Here is a 20,451-nt window from a genome sequence, read left to right on the forward strand (position 1 = left end):
CCGTACGAATCCGTATCCCGTTGGAGAAAGAATTCCCGTGAGCTCGACCAATCGCACCGTGGTCGTCACCGGTATCGGCGCAACCACACCGCTGGGTGGCGACGCAGCCTCGACCTGGGAGGGTCTGGTCGCCGGCAAGTCCGGAGCCAAGCCCCTGGAGCAGGAGTGGGCCGCCGACCAGGCGGTCCGCATCGCCGCACCGGCCGCCGTCGACCCCTCCGAGGTCATCCCGCGGCCGCAGGCCCGCCGCCTGGACCGCTCGGCGCAGTTCGCGCTGATCGCGGCGCAGGAGGCCTGGAAGGACGCCGGGTACGTCGGCAAGGCCGGCGAGAGCCCCGCCGAGGACGGCGCGGCCCACGTCGACCCCGACCGGCTCGGCGCGGTCATCGCCTCCGGCATCGGCGGCGTGACCACGCTGCTCGACCAGTACGACGTGCTGAAGGAGAAGGGCGTCCGCCGCGTCTCCCCGCACACCGTCCCCATGCTGATGCCGAACGGCCCCTCGGCCAACGTGGGCCTGGCCGTGGGCGCCCGGGCGGGCGTGCACACGCCGGTCTCGGCCTGCGCCTCGGGCGCCGAGGCCATCGGCTACGCCATCGAGATGATCCGCACCGGCCGCGCCGACGTCGTCGTCGCGGGTGGCACGGAGGCGGCGATCCACCCGCTGCCCATCGCCGCGTTCGGCAACATGATGGCGATGTCCAAGAACAACGACGACCCGCAGGGTGCCTCGCGTCCGTTCGACACGGCGCGCGACGGCTTCGTCCTCGGCGAGGGCGCGGGCGTCCTGGTCCTGGAGTCCGCCGAGCACGCCGCCGCGCGCGGCGCGCGTGTCTACGCCGAGGCGGTCGGCCAGGGCATCTCCGCCGACAGCCACGACATCGTGCAGCCGGAGCCGGAGGGCCGCGGCATCTCCGCCGCCCTGCAGAACCTGCTGGACCGCAACGACCTGGACCCGGCCGAGATCGTGCACGTCAACGCGCACGCCACCTCGACGCCCGCCGGTGACATCGCCGAGCTGAAGGCGCTGCGCAAGGTCCTCGGCGACAACGTGGACCACATGGCGGTCTCCGCCACCAAGTCGATGACCGGTCACCTCCTCGGTGGCGCGGGCGGCGTGGAGTCCGTGGCGACCGTGCTCGCGCTGTACCACCGGGTGGCACCGCCGACCATCAACGTCGAGAACCTCGACCCGGAGGCCGAGGCCAACGCGGACATCGTCCGCGGCGAGGCCCGCAAGCTCCCGGTGGAGGGCCGGATCGCCGCGCTGAACGACTCGTTCGGCTTCGGCGGGCACAACGTCGTCCTCGCGTTCCGGACGGTCTGACCGGCTGAGCCGACCGACCGTTTGATGGCCCGGCCCCCATGGGGTCCGGGCCATCGCCGTTCGTGTGCGGGTTGTGTGCCGGCTGCGGGTCCGGTGCGGTTGCTCGCGCAGTTCACCGCGGCCCTTTCAGGGCGCTCACACCACCTGGTGCAGCCAGCGGACCGGGGCGCCCTCGCCCGCGTGCCGGAAGGGCTCCAGTTCGTCGTCCCAGGGCTTGCCGAGGAGCTTGGCGAGGTCCGACTCCAGGTCCGTCTCGCCGCGCTGGGAGCGGACCAGGGCGGCGCGCAGCCGGTCCTCGGGGATCATGATGTCGCCGTGGATGCCGGTGACGGCATGGAAGATGCCGAGGTCGGGGGTGCAGCTGTAGCGCTCGCCCTCGGCGTTCGCGGAGGGTTCCGCGGTGACCTCGAAGCGCAGCAGCTGCCAGCCGCGCAGTGCGGAGGCGAGCTTGGAGGCGATGCCGGCCTGCCCCTGCCAGGAGAACTCCGAGCGCCAGGTGCCGGGCGCGGCGGGCTGCCGGATCCAGTCCAGGCCGACGCGCGTGCCGAGCACCCCGGCGATGGCCCACTCGACGTGCGGGCAGAGCGCGCGCGGCGCGGAGTGCACGTACAGGACTCCACGTGTCGTCACCGGAACCTCCGGGCTGAGCGGGACATCTCGGAACGGGTGGAACGGGCCGTGGCCGGGCGGGCCACGTTCATGGCGAGGCTACCGTGCGACGGGGCAAGGAGTGTGACGTACCGTCGGTCCCGCCGCCGACAAACCCGCGCCATTCACCCGGCAGGACGCTTGTACGGGTGTGAGCCGTTGCATCGCCGCCCTCGGGAACCCTCGCGCGGTGTCATGGGTTGAGCACGGTGGAGGCACGAGGCGAGGGGTGGGACCGGTATGGGCCGAGGGACGGACCAGGGGACGCGGTACGGGCGTCGCCGGGCGCGTGCCGCGCTCGCCGTGCTGACCGCCGCCGCCCTGGGCGTGGGCGTGGCGGGCTGTGACGCCGTGGGCGGCGACTCCCCCGCCCCTTCCGGCAGCGCGTCGAAGCGGGCGAAGACGGCACCCGCCTGGGACACGAGCCCGGCGTCGGTCGCCGCCGTCGGTGATTCCATCACCCGCGGCTTCGACGCCTGCGCCGTGCTGTCGGACTGCCCCGAGGTGTCATGGGCGACCGGCAGCAGCGCGAAGGTCGACTCGCTCGCCGTGCGGCTGCTGGGGAAGGCGGACGCGGCCGAGCACAGCTGGAACTACGCGGTCACCGGGGCCCGGATGGCGGATCTGACCGGTCAGGTGACGCGGGCGGCGAAGCGGAAGCCGGAGCTGGTGGCGGTGATGGCCGGGGCGAACGACGCGTGCCGGTCCACGACCTCGGCGATGACCCCGGTGGCGGACTTCCGGGCCCAGTTCGAGGAGGCGATGGCCACCCTGCGCAAGAAGCTTCCCAAGGCGCAGGTGTACGTGTCGAGCATCCCGGACCTCAAGCGGCTGTGGTCCCAGGGGCGCACCAACCCCCTGGGCAAGCAGGTGTGGAAGCTGGGCATCTGCCCCTCGATGCTGGGCGACGCCGACTCCCTCGACTCGGCGGCGACCCTGCGGCGCAACACGGTGCGGGACCGGGTGGAGGACTACAACGAGGTGCTGCGCGAGGTCTGCGCGAAGGACCGGCGGTGCCGCACCGATGACGGCGCGGTCCACGCGTTCCGGTTCGGCACGGACCAGTTGAGCCACTGGGACTGGTTCCACCCGAGTGTGGACGGCCAGGCGCGGCTGGCGGAGATCGCCTACCGCGCGGTCACCGCGAAGGCGCCGTGAGGCGGGCCTGACCTGCGCATGTCCTGGAGTCGAGCACTAGAGTTCCGCACATGAGCGAACTCTTCGGCACACTTTCCGACGGCACCCCGGTACACCGCTGGACCCTGGAGCGGGCCGGCGTACGGGTACGGGTCCTGTCGTACGGCGGGATCGTGCAGTCGGCCGAGGTTCCGGACCGGGACGGGAACACCGCCGACGTGGTGCTGGGGTTCGCCGACCTGGACGGCTATGTGACGCACCCGGAGCCCTACTTCGGCGCGCTGGTCGGGCGGTACGCCAACCGGATCGCGGGCGGGCGCTTCCCGCTGGACGGGCGGACGTACGCGCTGGCGCCCAACGAAGGGCCGAACGTGCTGCACGGCGGTGAGCGCGGCTTCGACAAGCGCGTGTGGGAGGTGGCGGCGGTCGCGGACGGCGTCCGGCTGAGCCGGGTCTCCCCGCACGGCGAGGAGGGTTTCCCGGGACGCCTGGAGATGTCGGCCACGTACACGCTGGACGGTTCGGGGGCGCTGCGGATCGTGTACGAGGCGGTCACGGACGCGCCGACCGTGCTGAACCCGACGAACCACAGCTACTTCAACCTGAGCGGCTCCGGGCACGCGGGCGGGCACGAACTGCGGCTGGCCGCCTCCCGGATCACGCCGGTCGACGCCGGCCTGATCCCGGCGGGTGCCCCGCAGGACGTGTCGGACACGCGCTTCGACTTCCGGCGGGCGCGCAAGGTCGGCTCGGGCTACGACCACAACTTCGTGCTGGACAAGGGCGTGACCGACACCGCCGAGGAGGTCGCCGAGCTGTACGACCCGGCGTCCGGGCGGGTGCTCACGGTGGCGACCACCGAGCCGGGGCTCCAGCTGTACACCGCCGACCACCTGGGCGAGCCCTTCGCCCCCGGTGACGGGATCGCGCTGGAGACCCAGCACTTCCCGGACTCGCCGAACCGGCCCGACTTCCCGAGCACGGTGCTGCGGCCGGGCGAGGTGTTCCGCTCGGAGACGGTGTACGGCTTCTCGGTGCGCCGGTAGGCCACCCCGGGCCAGGGGCACCGGGGGCCGAGCCCCGGCCCGGCCGTCAGGTCCCGGGCCGGGGCTGTTCGCGGGGGCGCGCTCACCGGCGTCCCGGGTCCGACGGTAATCGCCGCGGTGATCGGGCGGTCCACGATCGGGTGCCCGATCAGGAGTTCGTACGAACCCTTCACAAACGGCCACGAGTCGGTCGGCCATGCGCCATGGCGCATGGCCCTTCCGTCACGCGATACTGCCGCCGTTCCGGCAGCACCCCACGGCGACGGAAGGACCTGGACTCCCTTGAGACCCATACGTGTTCGGATCGGCGTACTCGGACTGGCCCTGGCGGCGGGGCTCGCGGCCCCCACGACGGCGACGGCGGCTCCCGAGGCGGGCAGTGCCGCCCCCGCACCGACCGTGGAGGAGCGGCGGCTCGACGGGGAGGTGCCCCGGGAGATCCTGCGGCGCTCCGGATTCGCCGCGGTGGCACCGGCGTTCGCCCGGGGGCTCGGGCGGGCGGACTCCTACCGCGAGGCACGTGCCGTCGTGGCGCGCGAGGGCGCGGCGCTGTGGCGGCGCGCGGTGGACCGGGTGCAGGGCCGCGGGCCGGCCCGCGGGGACCTCAGCCGGGACGACGACCGGCCGCTGTACTGGGCGCGGCTCGGGATGACGCGGGAACTGCGCACCTGGGAGCCCGGGTTCGGGCTGGGCGAGCGGCAGCGGGCCGCGCTGCTGACGGAGCTGGAGCGCACCTCGCGCGGTCAGACCGACCTCCGTCTGCCGCGCGGCGGGCACGGCGGGCACGGCAAGGGCATGAAGCGGGTGCTGCTCACCGGCTTCGACCCCTTCACGCTGGACCGCGACATCCGGATCTCCAACCCGTCCGGCGCCGTCGCGCTCGCCCTGGACGGCACGGTGATCGACACCCCGGACGGTCCCGCCCGGGTGGAGACGGCCGTGTTCCCGGTGCGCTGGGCGGACTTCGCCGAGGGAGCGGTGGAGCGGGCGCTGCGGCCGTACCTGCCGCGGGTCGACCTGTTCACCACCGTGAGCCAGGGCCGGGTCGGGCGGTTCGACGTGGAGCGGACCAACGGCGCCTGGCGGGGCGGCTTCCCGGACAACGACAACGTCTCCCGCACGGAGACCGTCCCGGTGGCCGACCCGGCCGCGCAGCCGCAGTGGACGACGACCACGCTGCCGTACGCGGCGATCACGGCGGCGGACACCGGCCGCTTCCCGGTGTACGACAACACGACGGTGACCGAGATCCCGGCGGGCGGCACCGAGCCGGTGGTACGGCCGGACGGGCCCACGCCCGGTTCGACGGCCCGGGAGGGCGGCGGCGGGAACTACCTGTCCAACGAGATCGCCTACCGCGCGACGCTGCTGCGGGACCGGCTCGGACTGCACGGCACGCTGCCGGGCGGGCACGTGCACACCCCGGTGCTGCAGTTCGGGGCCGGGAACGCCGATCCGGCGACGGGGGCGGTCACCGACCCGGAGTTCGTGCGCAACCGGCTGGACATCGTGGCGCAGACGCGGGCGATCGTGGGTGTGGCGGTCAGTGCCGCGGGGGCGGACCGGGGCTGACCGCGGGGTCGGCGGGGTCGTTTCCGGTCCGGTCGTCGGCATCGTCGCGGGTCTCCTCGCCCAGCAGTTCGCGGGCGAGGAGCGTGGCGCCGGCGACCGCGCCCGGCATCAGGAACACGGCGACGAACGGCACCAGGAAGGAGACGCCCAGCGGGGTGCCGAAGCCCCAGACCAGCATCCTGCGCGAGCGCAGCAGGGCGAGGCGTTCGCGCAGCTCGACCCCGCGGCGCTGGAGGGCAACGGCGGTCAGTTCCTCGGTGAGGAAGAAGCCGGTGACGAAGAAGCCGATCACCGGGACCACGGTCTGCCCGACGACCGGGATGAAGCCGAGCGCGAAGAGCAGCACGCCCCAGAGCGCGGCGCGGACCACGATCCGCAGGCTGTCGCGGCCGGAGATCCACAGCTCGCGCCAGAGCGGCAGGTCGGACTCGGGGGCGGTGCCGTCCGGGGAGACGTCCCGGTCGACCCGCTCGGACAGGGCCTCGTAGAAGGGCTGGCCGACCAGCAGGGTGACCGCGGTGAAGGTGAGCACGGCCAGCAGCAGGGCGAGGGCGAACAGCACGGCGGTGAGGAAGCCGCGGAAGAGCCCGAGCCAGGGGCTCGACCAGTCGTCGGCGAACGGGGTCGCCCAGCCGACGAAGTCCTCGCCCCACAGCGCGAGGGCGACCAGCACGCCCACGTACAGGACCAGGGTGATCAGGCCCGGGACGAGCCCGAAGCCGTAGCTCCGGCCGTGCCGGGCCACCCAGCGCTGGCCCTTCAGAAGGTGGCCGAATCCCGCCCCAAGATCACGCATGGGCGGCACTCTACCGGTCGGCGCGCCGGACCGTTTCCGGTCCCGGCGCGGCCCCGGTCAGGCGAGCGTCACGGTGATGTTGCCGCGGGTCGCCTTCGAGTACGGGCAGACCTGGTGGGCCTTCTCGACCAGCGACCGCGCGGTGGCGGCGTCGACGGACGGGATCTCGGCGGAGATCTCGACGATGATCCCGAACCCGTCGTCGTTCTTGCCGATCCCGACCTTGGCGGTCACGGTGGAACCGCTGATGTCGGCACCCTCCTGGCGGGCCACGACGCCGAGCGCGCCCTGGAAGCAGGCGCTGTACCCGGCGGCGAACAGCTGCTCCGGGTTGGTGCCGGCGCCGTTGCCGCCCATCTCCTTGGGCGGGTTCACGACGAGGTCGAGCTTGCCGTCGTCGGTGGCCACCCGGCCGTCACGGCCGTTCTCAGCGGTGGCGACGGCGGTGTAGAGGACTTCGGACTGCTGGATGGGCATACGGGTGTCTTCCTCCTCGGTCCGCCGTGACTCGCGCCCACGATCACGACGGATTTCGGAAAGACGCTACCGCATGCCGGAATCTTCGGGAAGTCAGAGCTTGACGATCATCTTTCCGGTGTTGTCGCCCCGCAGGACCCCGAGGAACGCCTCCAGGTTGTTCTCGATGCCCTCGACGACCGTCTCGCGGTACTTCAGCTCGCCGGTGCGGACCCAGGGGCCGACCTCCTCGACGAACTGCGGCTGGAGGTCGTAGTGGTCGCCGACCAGGAAGCCCTCGATGCGGCCGCGGGTCTGGATGAGCCGGGCGAGGTTCTTCGGGCCGGGCGCGGGCTCGGTGTTGTTGTAGACGGAGATCGCGCCGCAGATGGCGATGCGGCCGTTGAGGTTGAGGGAGCCGATGGCGGCCTCCAGGTGGTCGCCGCCGACGTTGTCGAAGTAGACGTCGACGCCGTCCGGGGCGGCGGCACGCAGCTGCTCGCTCACCGGGCCGTTCTTGTAGTTGAAGGCGGCGTCGAAGCCGTACTCGTCGAGGAGCAGCTTGACCTTCTCGTCCGAGCCGGCCGAGCCGATGACGCGGGAGGCGCCCTTGAGCTTCGCGATCTGCCCGACCTGGCTGCCGACCGCGCCCGCGGCGCCCGAGACGAAGACGGAGTCGCCCTCCTTGAAGGAGGCGGTGCGCAGCAGGCCGACGTAGGCGGTGAGCCCCGTCATGCCGAGCACACCCAGGTACGTCGACAGGGGCGCCGCGTCCGGGTCCACCTTGACGGCGCTCTTCGCGTCCACGGCGGCGTACTCGCGCCAGCCGAGGAAGTGCAGGACGTGGTCGCCGACGGCGATGCCCTCGGCGTTGGAGGCGACCACCTCGCCGACCGCGCCGCCCAGCATGGGCTTGCCCAGCTCGTAGGGGGCGGCGTAGGACTTGGCGGCACTCATGCGCCCGCGCATGTACGGGTCGACGGAGACGTACAGGTTGCGCACCAGCACCTGCCCGTCGCCCGGGGTGGGGACCTCCGCCTCGACGAGCGCGAAGTCCTCGGGCTTGGGCCAGCCGACCGGGCGGGTGACCAGGTGCCATTCACGGTTGACGGCGGGGAGGGCGGGGGAGTCGGTCATGGGGCACCTTTCCTGAGGCTTGCTTCCTGGGGCTTGCTCGGACTTGCCTGGCGAGAATGTTTCATGCTCTGAAACAACCATGCGGCTGAACATTTCAGCTTGTCAAACAACTGGGTACCCTGGATCGCATGGCCACACCACGCGACACGACCCGCCGCCCCGACGCTCTCACCCTGGAAGTCGTCGAGCTGATCGGCGAGGTCGTGGCCCGCTTCCACGCGGACTACGAGGAGGCGGCGGCGGAGCGCGCCCTGACCGGCGCGCAGGCCAAGCTGCTGAGCCTGCTGACGCTGGAGCCGCTGCCGATGCGGAAGCTGGCCCAGAAGCTGAAGTGCGAGCCGTCGAACGTCACGGGGATCGTGGACCGGCTGGAGGCACGGGGCCTGGTCGAGCGCCGCCCCGACCCCGCCGACCGACGCGTGAAGGTCGCGGCGGCCACGCAGGAGGGCCGCCGGGTGGCCCGGGACCTCCGCGAATCCCTCCGCTTCGCCCGGGAGCCGCTGGCGGGGCTGTCGGAAACGGAGCGCGTGGCTCTGCGGGACGCGCTGCGCCTGATGGTCGGTGAGGGCCCGCCGGAGGACTGACCGTCACCGCATGTCGAACTCGTACTGCAGTCGAAGTCGCCGACGACATGGGATCACTGCCGGGCGATCGATTCCGCCAACCCGAAGGAGGGCCCGGCAGATACTGGTCGAATGGATGGATCAAGGGCTTCTTGGGTCAACACCACGCACGATTGGTCCGCCGTCGTAGACGCGGACCATCTCGGTCGAATCCGCCGGAGGGCTGCAGAATTCACACCGGGCGGGCCGGAACACCTTGTTCTTGAGACCGTTGCTTACGCTGCTGATGAGGCAGCGGGCAGGGGCGGCGGGCGGTGTGTGGTCACGCTGCACATCGACGGGTCGGTGTCGGTGGAGGATGACGGCCGAGGCACCGACACTCGAATCGACGAGCATGGCTGCGTGGTGAAGAAGCCGGTCATGGCTACGAAGGATCTCCGCTTCTTCGATCTATCGGAAACTGAACGGCTACCGGACGGACATCCGCGTCGCGGCATGTCCGTCGTCGCGGCGCTCAGCGAGTGGCTGATTCATACCAACCGCCGTCTCAACGGATCCTGGAGCCAGCGCTATGAGCACAGTGTCCCGGTGAGTGATCTGATGCCCGTCGAGGCCGACGGGACGACGGGGACCTGCGTCCACTTCCTTCCGAGCGAAGCCCTTCGTTCGGAGTGGGCGTTGACCGAGAGCGATGTGGCGCGATGGTCCGAGCAGTGGCCCGACCTCACTACCCGCCTCGACGACCGGCGCGACGGCAGGAGCCGGTCATGTCCGTGACGGGCGAATACCGAGGCGCGGGGCTACGTGCACCACCACAGGAAGCGGTCGCAGGTTTCCGTGGGGGTCGGGTCCGGGGACTGCGGTGGGGAGGGGGTGGTTGTCGGGGGCGGGTCGTCGTCGGTGTCCGGGGAGGACGGGTCCGGGTCGGCGGGACTGGCCGGGTCCGGGGGCTGGGGGCGGGAGGCTGACGGAGGGGCGGAGTCTGTCGCCGTTTCGGACTTCGTCGCCCCCGGGGAGGACGACGGGGATGCCGACGCCGACGCCGTCGTCGACGCCGATGCGTCGGGGGACGGTGTGCCCGAGGGGGTGGTCCTGTCCGAGGTGTCGTCGGCCGGGATCGCCGACGACTCGGCCACCTCGCGGGTCGCCTCGCCGTCCGTCGTCTCGCCGGCCGCTGCCGCCGGTTCCTCCGCGGAGTGCGGGGCGTCCATGCCGAGTTCGGCGAGGCTCAGTCCCCCGGCGGCCAGGACGAAGCCCGCGGCTACGAGCAGGGTGCGGCGGCGGCGCCTGCGGTGGGCGGCGGCCTTGCGGTCGCGGCGGCTGGAGCGGGGGCCGGGCGGGGTGGCGTCGTCGAGGTCCTCGTCGAGGGGGTCGTGCGTGGGGCCGTCGGCGTCCTCGCCGAGGGGCTCGTGCGTGGGGCCGTCGGCGTTCTCGTCGGCGGTGCCGTCCGGGGCGTCGTCGAGCTTCCGCCCCGGGGCTTCCCGGGGGGCGTCGTCGGCCGTCGTCGGCTCGACCCCGTATCGCCGGTCGAAGACCTCACTCGCCGTCAGAGCGTCGTCCGACGAACGGAGTTCGTGGGCGGGCGTGCCGCACCCCGGGCAGGCGAGGGCGCCGTTGAGGTGCCGTCGGCACGGGTGGCAGTAGTCCATGACGCGGGAAGGTTAAGTTCCGGGACGGGCGCGTTCCTAGAGGTCACTGTGAAAGTTGTGTGGGGAAGCACTTCGCCGACGCCTCTCCCCCGCCTCGAAACTGCCGAAACCGTTATGGGTCCGACCCATTGACACTCCCAGCACCCCGTCCTTACTGTCACGCCAGCATTTCGAACGAGTGACGAAATATCGAACAGAGCGAAGGGCAGCCGCCGTGCGCATCACCGGAATCAGCACACACGTGGTCGGGACGCCGTGGCGCAACCTGACCTACGTCCAGGTGCACACCGACGAGGGGATCACCGGAGTCGGCGAGACCCGGATGCTGGGGCACACCGACGCCCTCCTCGGCTACCTGAAGGAGGCCGAGGCCAACCACATTCTCGGTTCGGACCCGTTCGCTGTCGAGGACCTGGTCCGCCGCATGAAGTACGGCGACTACGGCCGCGCGGGCGAGATCGTGATGTCCGGCATCGCCGTCGTCGAGATGGCCTGCTGGGACATCAAGGGCAAGGCCCTCGGCGTCCCCGTGTGGCAGCTGCTGGGCGGGAAGGTCACCGACAAGGTCAAGGCTTACGCCAACGGGTGGTACACGACCGAGCGGACGCCGGAGGCGTACCACAAGGCCGCGCAGCAGGTCATGGAGCGCGGGTACCGGGCGCTGAAGATCGACCCGTTCGGCACCGGGCACTTCGAGCTTGACCAGCAGCAGACGAACTACGCGGTGTCGCTGATCGAGGCCGTGCGGGACGCGATCGGGCCGGACGCCGAGCTGATGCTGGAGATGCACGGGCGGTTCTCGCCCTCCACGGCCGTACGGCTCGCGCGGGAACTCGCGCCGTTCAAGCCCGCCTGGCTGGAGGAGCCGGTTCCGCCGGAGAACCTCAGGGCGCTGAAGAAGGTCGCCGAGAAGGTCGACATGCCGGTCGCCACCGGGGAGCGCATCCACGACCGGATCGAGTTCCGCGAGCTGTTCGAGGACCAGTCGGTGGACGTCATCCAGCCCGACGTCGGTCACATCGGCGGCATCTGGGAGACCCGGAAGCTGGCGGCCACCGCCGAGACGCACTACATGCTCATCGCCCCGCACAACGTCGGCGGGTCCGTGCTCACCGCCGCCAGCCTCCAGGTCGGGTTCACCACGCCGAACTTCAAGATCCTTGAGCACTTCAACGACTTTGCGGACGCGGAGATCAAGAAGGTCGTGAAGGGCGCCCCGCAGGTGGACCCGGAGGACGGGTGCTTCCACCTCTCCGACGCACCCGGTCTCGGCGTCGAGCTGGACACCGACGCGGCGGCCGAGTTCCCGCAGCAGCAGGCCCGCTTCGACCTGTGGGCCGAGGGCTGGGAGAAGCGCGCCCCCAAGGGGACCGGGGCGTGAGCGGCGCCGTCGTCGTCGAGGCGCCGGGGGCGCACCGGCTGGTGCCGCACGAGCCGCGGGAACCGGGGCCCGGCGAGGCGCTGGTGCGGGTGCACGCCGCCGGGATCTGCGGCAGCGACCGGGAGGTCTACCAGGGCAACCGGCCCGAGGGGTACGTGCGTTACCCGCTCACGCCCGGGCACGAGTGGTCCGGGACCGTGGCGCGGGTCGGCACCGGCGTACCGGACTCGCTCGTCGGCCGGAAGGTGGTGGGCGAGGGGTTCCGCAACTGCCAGGTGTGCGACCGCTGCCACGCGGGCGAGACGACGCTGTGCACCGCCGGGTACGAGGAGACCGGGTTCACCCAGCCGGGCGCCATGGCGCCGACGCTGACCCTGCCCGCCCGGCTGCTGCACGTGCTGCCCGACGGCGCCGACCTCACCGCCGCCGCCCTGCTGGAGCCCGCGGCCTGCGTCGCCGCCGCCGCGCTGAAGGCGAACGCCCGGCCCGGCGAGCGGGTCGCGGTCGTCGGCACGGGCACGCTCGGCATGTTCGCCGTGCAGTTCCTGCGCGCCGCCTCCCCGGCCGAACTGCTGGTCGTCGGGACGCGCGGGGACCGGGAGGCGCTGTCCCGGCGGTTCGGCGCGACCGGCTTCCGCACCAAGGACCAGCCGCTGCCGGACGACTTCGACGTCGTGATCGAGACCGCCGGGTCCGCGGACGCCGCCCGCACCGCCGCCGCGCTGCTGCGCCGGGGCGGGCGGCTGGTGCTGACCGGCATCCCGGCGCCGGGCGCCGACGGGCTCGACCCGACCGACCTGGTGGTGCGGCAGCTGGAGGTGCACACGGTCTTCGGGGCGCCGCCGGACGCCTGGGCGCACACGGTGCGGGTCTTCGCGGCCGGTCTGCTCGATCCGCGCCCGCTGGTGACGCACGAACTGCCGCTGGCCCGGTTCTCGGAGGCCATCGAGCTGGTGGGCTCCGGCGACCCCAAGGTCGGCAAGGTGCTGCTGCACCCGGACCCCCACCCCTGAGCCGTACGCCGGTGCGGGGGCGACCTGACGGCCTCCGCACCGGCGTGCACCCACCGGACCGGACACCGCGCGCCCCAGTCACCCATGGCCACGGCCGCGAACTTCGTCCGACATACCGAACACTAAGGAACGCTTGTGACCGACGCTTCCGCCACGGCCGCCGCACGCAGGCCCGGTGAGCAGGCCCTCACCGCCCTCGGCCTGGCCGCGCCCGACCCCGATCCCGCCGACGCCTCGCCGCACTCCTTCCCGGGCGGCGGCCGCTGGCGCACCGAGATCCCGTCCTGCGAGGGTCCGGAGGCGCTGGGGGTGGTGCTCAAGGAGTCCTCACGCCTCGACGTGCCGATCCACCGGATCAGCCAGGGCAGCGGCGTGTGGATGCTGACCGACGCCGAGATCACCGAGATGGTCGAGGCCACCGCCGAACGCGACATCGAACTCTGCCTGTTCACCGGCCCCCGCGGCACCTGGGACATCGGCGGCTCCACCCGGACCGACTCGGGCGGCGCGGGCCTCAGGGCGCGCGGCCACGCCGCGGTCGCCGGGTGCGTCGAGGACGCCGTGCGGGCGAGCAAGTTGGGCGTCAAGTGCCTGCTCGTCGCCGACGAGGGCGTGCTGTGGACACTGCACCGGGCCCGCGCCGCCGGCCTCCTGCCCGCCGACACCACCCTGAAGCTCTCGGCCCTCGTCGGACCGGTCAACCCGGCCTCGTACGCGGTGTACGAACGGCTCGGCGCGGACTCCATCAACGTGCCCAGTGACCTGACACCGGATCACCTGACCGAAATACGTCGGGTTTCGGCCGCGCCGATGGACATGTACATCGAGGCTCCCGACGACCTCGGCGGCTATGTGCGCATGTACGAGGTCGCCGAGCTGATCCGGCGCGGCGCCCCGCTGTATCTGAAGTTCGGCCTGTCCAAGGCGCCCGGGATCTATCCGTACGGCCACCACCTGCGGGAACTGACGCTGGCCAGCGCCAAGGAGCGGGTGCGGCGCGGCCGGCTCGCCCTCGACCTGCTCGCCCGGCACGGGGCGGACGGGGACATGGCGCCGCTCGGCACCCGGCTGCCGGGGCCGCTCAACCGGTTCGAGATCTCGTCATAACGTTCCGGAAACTCCCTTCTCAAAAGACGACACGACCGCGCACAATCCCACACACCTGCGTCGCCGATCCAGCCCTCACCTCAAGGATGATGACCATGCGCAACCGCAGAGCCGCACTCGCCGCGATAGCCTCCGCCGCCTCGCTCGCCCTCACCCTGACCGCCTGCGGCCAGAACAGCGAGGGCGGCAGCGAGGAGGACAAGTCAGGCAGCGACGGCGCCACCGTCGGCATCGCGATGCCGACCAAGTCCTCCGAGCGCTGGATCACCGACGGCGCCAACGTCGAGAAGGAGCTGAAGTCCAAGGGCTTCAAGACCAAGCTGGTCTTCGGCGAGGACGACCCGGACCAGCAGGTCTCACAGATCGAGAACATGATCACCCAGGGTGTGGACGCCCTGATCGTCGCCGCGATCGACAACAAGTCCCTCGGCAACGTCATGCAGCAGGCCAAGGACGCCGACATCCCGGTCATCTCCTACGACCGGCTGATCCTCGGCACCGAGAACGTCGACTACTACGCCTCGTTCGACAACGAGAAGGTCGGCGAGCTGCAGGGCGGCTACATCGTCGACAAGCTCGGTCTGAAGGCCGGCGAGAAGGGCCCGTTCAACATCGAGCTGTTCGCCGGCTCCAACGACGACAACAACACCAAGTACTTCTTCAACGGCGCCATGAAGGTCCTCAAGCCCTACATGGACAAGGGCCAGCTCGTCGTCCGCTCCAAGCAGACCGCGCTCAACCAGGTCACCACCCTGCGCTGGGACGGCGGCACCGCGCAGAAGCGCATGGACGACCTGCTCACCTCCAGCTACCGCAGCGCCCGGGTCGACGCGGTGCTCTCGCCCTACGACGGCATCTCCATCGGCATCCTGTCCGCGCTGAAGTCCGACGGCTACGGCTCCGGCAGCAAGAAGATGCCGGTCGTCACCGGGCAGGACGCCGAGATCGCCTCGGTCAAGTCGATCAAGGCGGGCCAGCAGACCCAGACCGTCTTCAAGGACCTGCGCCAGCTCGCCAAGGTCGCCGCGAACATGGTCGATTCGGTGCTGAACGACAAGAAGCCCGAGGTCAACGACACCAAGTCGTATGACAACGGTGCCAAGGTGGTCCCCGCCTACCTGCTCCAGCCGGTCAGCGTCGACAAGTCCAACTACGAGAAGGTCCTCGTCGACGGCGGCTACTACACCGCGGACCAGCTCAACTGACCGGGTTCCCTCAAGGATTGGAAGGCACGACCATGGCGGGACCCGTCCTGGAAATGCGCTCGATCGTCAAGACCTTTCCCGGTGTCAAAGCGCTGTCGGACGTCACGCTGACCGTTCGCCAGGGCGAGGTCCACGCCATCTGCGGGGAGAACGGCGCCGGCAAGTCGACCCTGATGAAGGTCCTCTCCGGAGTCCACCCGCACGGCAGTTACGAGGGGGACGTCCTCTTCGAGGGCGAGACCTGCCGGTTCAAGGACATCCGGGCGAGCGAACAGCACGGCATCGTGATCATCCACCAGGAGCTGGCGCTGGTGCCGTACCTGTCCATCGCGGAGAACATCTTCCTCGGCAACGAGCACGCCAAGCGCGGACTGATCAACTGGAACGACACCCTCAGGCACGCCACCGAGCTGCTGCGCCGGGTCGGTCTCGACGAGCACCCCGAGACCCGCGTCGCCGACATCGGCGTGGGCAAGCAGCAGCTGGTGGAGATCGCCAAGGCGCTGTCCAAGAAAGTGAAGCTACTCATCCTCGACGAGCCGACGGCGGCGCTCAACGACGAGGACAGCGGCAAACTCCTCGACCTGATCCTTCAGTTGAAGGATCAGGGCATGACCTCGATCATCATCTCGCACAAGCTCAACGAGATCCGCCGGGTCGCCGACTCGGTCACCATCATCCGCGACGGGCGCTCCATCGAGACGCTCGACGTGAAGGCGGCCGAGACGACCGAGGACCGGATCATCAGCGGCATGGTCGGCCGCGACCTGGAGAACCGCTTCCCGGACCGGACCCCGCACCAGGCCGAGAAGGGCGCGGCCCCGGCCCTGGAGATCCGCAACTGGACCGTGCACCACCCCATCGACCAGCAGCGCAAGGTCGTCGACGACGTCTCGATCGCGGTCCGGCGCGGTGAGATCGTCGGCATCGCCGGACTCATGGGCGCCGGCCGCACCGAGCTGGCGATGAGCGTCTTCGGCCGCACCTACGGCCGGTACGCGGGCGGCACGGTCCTCAGGGACGGCAAGGAGATCCGCACGAAGACCGTCCCGGAGGCGGTCGGGCACGGGATCGCGTACGTCACCGAGGACCGCAAGCACTACGGCCTCAACCTCATCGACACCATCAACCGGAACATCTCGCTGACCGCGCTGGGCAGGGTCTCCAAGCGGGGCGTGGTCGACGAGCACGGCGAGCGGCAGGTCGCCGAGGACTACCGCAAGTCGATGAACATCAAGGCGCCGACCGTCTTCGAGCCGGTCGGCAAGCTGTCCGGCGGCAACCAGCAGAAGGTCGTCCTCAGCAAGTGGATCTTCGCGGGTCCCGAGGTGCTGATCCTGGACGAGCCCACGCGCGGCATCGACGTGGGCGCCAAGTACGAGATCTACACGGTCATCGACCGCCTGGCGGCCGAGGGCAAGGCGGTCGTGTTCATCTCCTCCGAACTGCCGGAGCTGCTCGGCATGTGCGACCGCATCTACACGATGGCCGCGGGACGGCTGACCGGCGAGTTCTCGCGGGCCGAGGCCTCGCAGGAGGCGCTGATGCGGCAGATGACGAAGGACAAGCAGGACCAGAAGTCCCTGAAGGACGAAGAGGTAAGCCGATGAGCACGGACGTGACCGCCAAGACCCCGGCCCCGGCGCCGCCCGGCAGAGAGGGCTCGGCCTCCGGCGGCGGCCTGCTGCAGCTCATGCTCGACGGCATGCGCCGCAACATGCGCCAGTACGGCATGCTGATGGCCCTCGGCCTGATCGTGGTGCTGTTCGCGGTGTGGTCCGACGGGGACCTGCTGCTGCCGCGCAACGTCTCCAACCTGGTGCTGCAGAACAGCTACATCCTGATCCTCGCGATCGGCATGATGCTCGTCATCATCGCGGGCCACATCGACCTGTCGGTGGGCTCACTGACCGCGTTCGTCGGTGCGACGGCCGCCGTCCTGATGGTCAACCACGACCTGGCGTGGCCGGTGGCGGTGATCCTCTGCCTGGCCATCGGCGCCGCCGCCGGTGCCGTACAGGGCTTCTTCATCGCCTACCTCGGCATACCGTCGTTCATCGTGACCCTCGCGGGCATGCTGCTCTTCCGCGGTCTGACGGAGATCTTCCTCAAGGGCCAGACCCTCGGCCCGTTCCCGAAGGACCTGCAGAAGATCGCCAACGGCTTCCTGCCCGAGGTCGGCCCGAACACCAACTACCACAACCTCACCCTGCTGCTGGGCATCGCGCTCATCGCCTTCGTGGTGTACCAGGAGGTCCGCGACCGCAAGCGGCAGCAGGAGTTCGCCCTCGAGGTGCCGCCGCTCAACCTCTTCCTGCTCAAGCTGGTCGCGCTGGTCGCCGCCGTCCTGGTGGTCACGCTGCTGCTGGCCAGCTACAAGGGCGCCCCGATCGTGCTGCTCATCCTCGGCGTGCTGGTGGTCGGCTTCGGCTACCTGATGCGCAACGCGATCATCGGCCGCCACATCTACGCCATCGGCGGCAACCTGCCGGCGGCCAAGCTGTCGGGCGTGAAGGACAAGAAGGTCACCTTCCTGGTCTTCCTGAACATGGGCATGCTCGCGGCCCTGGCGGGCCTGGTCTTCGCCGCCCGCTTCAACGCGGCCTCGCCCAAGGCGGGCCTCAACTTCGAGCTGGAGGCCATCGCCGCCTCGTTCATCGGCGGCGCGTCGATGAGCGGCGGCGTCGGCACGGTCCTCGGCGCGATCATCGGCGGTCTGGTCCTCGGCGTGCTGAACAACGGCATGAACCTCGTCGGCATCGGCACCGACTGGCAGCAGGTCATCAAGGGCCTGGTGCTGCTGGCGGCGGTCGGATTCGACGTGTGGAACAAGCGCAGGGTCGGTTCGTAACGGATCTCGGGCCCCGCCACTCACGGCGGGGCCCGCTTCTTCTCACGGAAGTACAGGAGCCGCACGTATGGAACTGAGCAGACGAACGGTCATCGCGTCGGCGGCAGCGGCCGGGGTGGCCGCCACCGCGGCCGGCGGCACGGCGCACGCGTCGGGAGGCAGGAAACCGGTGAAGGAACTCTTCGGCAAACTGGCCGACGGGACGAAGGTGTACCGCTGGTCGCTGGAGAACGGCGGCACGCGGATGAAGGTGCTGTCGTACGGCGGTGTCGTGCAGTCCCTGGAGATCCCGGACCGCCGGGGCCGCTACGCGGACGTCTCGCTGGGCTTCGACAACCTCGACGACTACGTCGCCCGCAGCCCGCACTTCGGCGCCCTGATCGGCCGGTACGGCAACCGCATCGCCAAGGGCCGCTTCACCCTGGACGGCAAGGAGTACCAGCTCTCCGTCAACGACGGGGAGAACTCCCTGCACGGCGGCGCCCTGGGCTTCGACTACCGGGTGTGGGACGTCGAGCCGTTCACCGACGGTCCGGACGTCGGCCTGGTGCTGCACTACACCAGCGTCGACGGCGAGATGGGCTACCCGGGCACGCTCAGGGCGACGGTGACGTACACCCTCACCCGGCGCGGCGACTGGCGCATCGACTACGAGGCCACCACCGACAAGGCCACCGTCGTCAACCTCACCAGCCACGTCTACTGGAACCTGGCCGGCGAGGGCAGCGGCACGATCGAGGACCACGAGCTGTCGATCGCCGCCTCCCGCTACACGCCCACCGACGCCGGTCTGATCCCGACGGGCGAGCTGGCGAAGGTGTCCGGCACGCCCTTCGACTTCCGGCGGGCCAAGCCGATCGGACGGGACATCCGCGACGCCCACCCGCAGCTGGTCACCGCCAAGGGCTTCGACCACAACTGGGTGCTCGACAAGGGCATCACCGACCGCCCCGAGCACATCGCCACCCTGCGCGAGCACACCTCCGGCCGCACCCTGCGCATCGCCACCGACCAGCCCGGGCTGCAGTTCTACTCGGGCAACTTCCTCGACGGCACCCTGACCGGCACCGGCGGCTCCCTCTACCGCCAGGGCGACGCCCTGTGCCTGGAGACCCAGCACTTCCCGGACTCGCCGAACCAGCCGTCGTTCCCGTCCACGGTGCTGCGGCCCGGCGAGACCTACCGGACGTCGACGGTGCACTCGTTCGACGCGTGAGGCACCCGGATCCGGGCGCACACTTTCTTCACATGCGTTGAACGGCGCCCCGTCCGCCTCCGTATACAAGGGCGGCCCGTGTCCCCCGCGCGGGCCGCCCACTCACGGAGGTCCACTTGTCCGGCAACGTCACCTCGTTGTTCCGCAGCACCGCGGCGCACAGCCCCTCGATGGCGGCGCTGACGCGGGAGAGCGGCGAGGCGGCGGGCGCGGGACCGGTGGACTTCTGCATCCCCTGCAACCCGTACTTCCCCACCCCGGCGATGTTCGAGGAGCTGGCCGGCCGGCTGCGGGACATCATCACGTACTACCCGAGCAGCGCCGACACCATCACCGCCGAACTGTGCAGCCTGCTCCAGCTCCCGCCGCAGTGCGTGGCGATGGGCAACGGCTCCACGGAGCTGATCACCTGGATCGACCACCTGCTGGTCCGGGAGTCCCTCGCCGTCCCCGTCCCCACCTTCGGCCGCTGGACCGACCAGCCCATGGAGACCGGCAAGCGGGTCGACATGTTCCCGCTCCAGGAGGCCGGCGGCTTCGCCCTCGACCTCGCCCGCTACGCCGAGTTCGTCCGGGCCAGGGGCACCCGGGCCGTGGTCGTCTGCAACCCCAACAACCCCGACGGCGGCTATCTGCACAAGCAGGCGCTGGTGCAGTTCATGGACGCGATGGCCGACCGGGACCTGGTGGTGATCGACGAGTCCTTCCTGGAGTTCGCCGACGCGGAGGCCGAACCCAGCGTGGTCCAGGAGGCGATGCTGCGCCCCAACGTCGTCGTGCTGCGCAGCCTCGGCAAGAACTTCGGGCTGCACGGCATCCGCTTCGGCTACCTGGTCGCCAACCCGGCGCTCGCCGGCCGGGTGCGCGCCATGCTGCCCAAGTGGAACCTCAACTCCTTCGCGGAGCACGTGGTGTTCATGCTGCGCGACCACGGTCCGGAGTACGCGCAGAGCCTGCACCAGGTGCGGCGCGACCGCCTGGAGATGGCCGCCCAGCTGTCCGCGCTGCCCGGTCTGACCGTCTACCCGTCGCAGGGCAACTTCCTCTTCGTCCGGCTCCCGGTGGGCGCGGAGGGCACCGCCGTGCGCGACCGCATGCTCACCGAGCACCGGGTGCTGGTCCGGGAGTGCGGCAACAAGATCGGTTCCTCCAGCCGCTTCCTGCGTCTCGTGGTGCGCCCCCAGGTGGATGTGCGTCGCCTGGTGTCCGGCCTGGAACAGGTGCTCTACGGGGCCGGGAGGGGAGCCGCCGTGCCCGGGCCGGCCACCGGGACCGGCTACAGCTCGGGCACGGCGGCGGTGGACCGCCTGATGCACGAGACCAACGGGTCCGGCATGCGCGCGATCA

At 70.8% G+C, this 20,451-nt stretch carries 19 protein-coding genes; 14 read left to right on the plus strand and 5 right to left on the minus strand.

Going from position 1 to position 20,451, the window contains the following annotated elements; all coding sequences use genetic code 11:
* The first annotated feature begins 37 nt into the window (after positions 1–37).
* A complete protein-coding gene (locus K7854_RS02180) occupies positions 38–1,327 on the plus strand; it encodes a beta-ketoacyl-[acyl-carrier-protein] synthase family protein (RefSeq protein ID WP_226024605.1) in 1,290 nt (429 codons plus the stop codon).
* A 135-nt stretch (positions 1,328–1,462) separates the two neighbouring features.
* Here K7854_RS02180 and K7854_RS02185 read toward each other — a convergent pair whose 3' ends face one another.
* A complete protein-coding gene (locus K7854_RS02185) occupies positions 1,463–1,957 on the minus strand; it encodes a DUF3145 domain-containing protein (RefSeq protein ID WP_030181266.1) in 495 nt (164 codons plus the stop codon).
* A 258-nt stretch (positions 1,958–2,215) separates the two neighbouring features.
* On the opposite strand from K7854_RS02185, the gene K7854_RS02190 reads away from it, so the two are divergent.
* The 3 genes from K7854_RS02190 to K7854_RS02200 all read left to right on the plus strand — a co-directional run bounded on the left by K7854_RS02190 (position 2,216) and on the right by K7854_RS02200 (position 5,730).
* Entirely contained in the window at positions 2,216–3,133 is a 918-nt protein-coding gene (locus K7854_RS02190; protein ID WP_226024606.1) for an SGNH/GDSL hydrolase family protein, read from the plus strand.
* 50 nt (positions 3,134–3,183) lie between these two features.
* Positions 3,184–4,158 carry an aldose epimerase family protein gene (locus K7854_RS02195; RefSeq protein WP_226024607.1) on the plus strand — a complete coding sequence of 325 codons (975 nt, stop codon included), beginning with the start codon at positions 3,184–3,186 and terminating at the stop codon, positions 4,156–4,158.
* Positions 4,159–4,440: 282 nt separating this feature from the next.
* A complete protein-coding gene (locus tag K7854_RS02200; RefSeq protein ID WP_226024608.1) occupies positions 4,441–5,730 on the plus strand; it encodes a pyroglutamyl-peptidase I in 1,290 nt (429 codons plus the stop codon).
* Here K7854_RS02200 and K7854_RS02205 read toward each other — a convergent pair.
* From K7854_RS02205 to K7854_RS02215, 3 genes are all read right to left on the minus strand, one after another.
* Positions 5,702–6,526 carry an EI24 domain-containing protein gene (locus K7854_RS02205; protein WP_226024609.1) on the minus strand — a complete coding sequence of 275 codons (825 nt, stop codon included), beginning with the start codon at positions 6,524–6,526 and terminating at the stop codon, positions 5,702–5,704. The two genes, K7854_RS02200 and K7854_RS02205, sit on opposite strands and share 29 nt — an antisense overlap.
* Positions 6,527–6,583: 57 nt before the next feature.
* Positions 6,584–7,003 (minus strand): organic hydroperoxide resistance protein, encoded by a 420-nt coding sequence (locus K7854_RS02210; protein WP_226024610.1) that lies wholly within the window; start codon positions 7,001–7,003, stop codon positions 6,584–6,586.
* 93 nt (positions 7,004–7,096) lie between these two features.
* Positions 7,097–8,119 carry an NADP-dependent oxidoreductase gene (locus K7854_RS02215; RefSeq protein WP_226024611.1) on the minus strand — a complete coding sequence of 341 codons (1,023 nt, stop codon included), beginning with the start codon at positions 8,117–8,119 and terminating at the stop codon, positions 7,097–7,099.
* Between the two features lie 128 nt (positions 8,120–8,247).
* On the opposite strand from K7854_RS02215, the gene K7854_RS02220 reads away from it, so the two are divergent.
* Positions 8,248–8,703 carry a MarR family winged helix-turn-helix transcriptional regulator gene (locus tag K7854_RS02220; RefSeq protein WP_226024612.1) on the plus strand — a complete coding sequence of 152 codons (456 nt, stop codon included), beginning with the start codon at positions 8,248–8,250 and terminating at the stop codon, positions 8,701–8,703.
* A gap of 297 nt (positions 8,704–9,000) precedes the next feature.
* A complete protein-coding gene (locus K7854_RS02225) occupies positions 9,001–9,459 on the plus strand; it encodes a hypothetical protein (protein ID WP_226024613.1) in 459 nt (152 codons plus the stop codon).
* A 23-nt stretch (positions 9,460–9,482) separates the two neighbouring features.
* Here the strand turns inward: K7854_RS02225 and K7854_RS02230 are convergent, their stop codons facing one another.
* Entirely contained in the window at positions 9,483–10,331 is an 849-nt protein-coding gene (locus K7854_RS02230) for an SCO2400 family protein (RefSeq protein WP_226024614.1), read from the minus strand.
* 214 nt (positions 10,332–10,545) lie between these two features.
* Here K7854_RS02230 and K7854_RS02235 point away from each other — a divergent pair, with 214 nt between their 5' ends.
* The 8 genes from K7854_RS02235 to K7854_RS02270 all read left to right on the plus strand — a co-directional run.
* Positions 10,546–11,712, plus strand: coding sequence for a mandelate racemase/muconate lactonizing enzyme family protein (locus tag K7854_RS02235; RefSeq protein WP_226024615.1), 1,167 nt, complete (start codon positions 10,546–10,548; stop codon positions 11,710–11,712).
* Entirely contained in the window at positions 11,709–12,725 is a 1,017-nt protein-coding gene (locus K7854_RS02240; RefSeq protein ID WP_226024616.1) for a zinc-dependent alcohol dehydrogenase, read from the plus strand. Before K7854_RS02235 ends, K7854_RS02240 begins: the two co-directional genes overlap by 4 nt.
* Positions 12,726–12,860: 135 nt before the next feature.
* Entirely contained in the window at positions 12,861–13,832 is a 972-nt protein-coding gene (locus K7854_RS02245) for a hypothetical protein (protein ID WP_226024617.1), read from the plus strand.
* Positions 13,833–13,927: 95 nt separating this feature from the next.
* Positions 13,928–15,037, plus strand: coding sequence for a multiple monosaccharide ABC transporter substrate-binding protein (chvE, locus tag K7854_RS02250; protein ID WP_226024618.1), 1,110 nt, complete (start codon positions 13,928–13,930; stop codon positions 15,035–15,037).
* A 32-nt stretch (positions 15,038–15,069) separates the two neighbouring features.
* A complete protein-coding gene (mmsA, locus tag K7854_RS02255; RefSeq protein WP_226024619.1) occupies positions 15,070–16,647 on the plus strand; it encodes a multiple monosaccharide ABC transporter ATP-binding protein in 1,578 nt (525 codons plus the stop codon).
* The gene (mmsB, locus tag K7854_RS02260) at positions 16,644–17,888 is read left to right on the plus strand and encodes a multiple monosaccharide ABC transporter permease (protein WP_226024620.1); all 1,245 of its coding nucleotides are present in this window, start codon (positions 16,644–16,646) and stop codon (positions 17,886–17,888) included. The genes mmsA and mmsB overlap by 4 nt, the downstream gene beginning before the upstream one ends.
* A 67-nt stretch (positions 17,889–17,955) precedes the next feature.
* The gene (locus K7854_RS02265; RefSeq protein WP_226024621.1) at positions 17,956–19,104 is read left to right on the plus strand and encodes an aldose epimerase family protein; all 1,149 of its coding nucleotides are present in this window, start codon (positions 17,956–17,958) and stop codon (positions 19,102–19,104) included.
* A 116-nt stretch (positions 19,105–19,220) separates the two neighbouring features.
* A partial coding sequence (locus tag K7854_RS02270; protein ID WP_226024622.1) for a pyridoxal phosphate-dependent aminotransferase occupies positions 19,221–20,451 on the plus strand: 1,231 nt, incomplete at its 3' end.

Origin of the sequence: Streptomyces hyderabadensis (assembly GCF_020404845.1) — a bacterium.
Taxonomy (GTDB): Bacteria; Actinomycetota; Actinomycetes; order Streptomycetales; family Streptomycetaceae; genus Streptomyces; species Streptomyces hyderabadensis.

Coding starts and splice junctions, on each gene's coding strand:
- K7854_RS02215 (WP_226024611.1), bottom strand. CDS start 8,119: ATGACCGACTCCCCCGCCCTCCCCGCCGTCAACCGTGAATGGCACCTG.
- K7854_RS02220 (WP_226024612.1), top strand. CDS start 8,248: ATGGCCACACCACGCGACACGACCCGCCGCCCCGACGCTCTCACCCTG.
- mmsA (WP_226024619.1), top strand. CDS start 15,070: ATGGCGGGACCCGTCCTGGAAATGCGCTCGATCGTCAAGACCTTTCCC.
- K7854_RS02205 (WP_226024609.1), bottom strand. CDS start 6,526: ATGCGTGATCTTGGGGCGGGATTCGGCCACCTTCTGAAGGGCCAGCGC.
- K7854_RS02190 (WP_226024606.1), top strand. CDS start 2,216: ATGGGCCGAGGGACGGACCAGGGGACGCGGTACGGGCGTCGCCGGGCG.
- mmsB (WP_226024620.1), top strand. CDS start 16,644: ATGAGCACGGACGTGACCGCCAAGACCCCGGCCCCGGCGCCGCCCGGC.
- K7854_RS02195 (WP_226024607.1), top strand. CDS start 3,184: ATGAGCGAACTCTTCGGCACACTTTCCGACGGCACCCCGGTACACCGC.
- chvE (WP_226024618.1), top strand. CDS start 13,928: ATGCGCAACCGCAGAGCCGCACTCGCCGCGATAGCCTCCGCCGCCTCG.
- K7854_RS02210 (WP_226024610.1), bottom strand. CDS start 7,003: ATGCCCATCCAGCAGTCCGAAGTCCTCTACACCGCCGTCGCCACCGCT.
- K7854_RS02265 (WP_226024621.1), top strand. CDS start 17,956: ATGGAACTGAGCAGACGAACGGTCATCGCGTCGGCGGCAGCGGCCGGG.
- K7854_RS02230 (WP_226024614.1), bottom strand. CDS start 10,331: ATGGACTACTGCCACCCGTGCCGACGGCACCTCAACGGCGCCCTCGCC.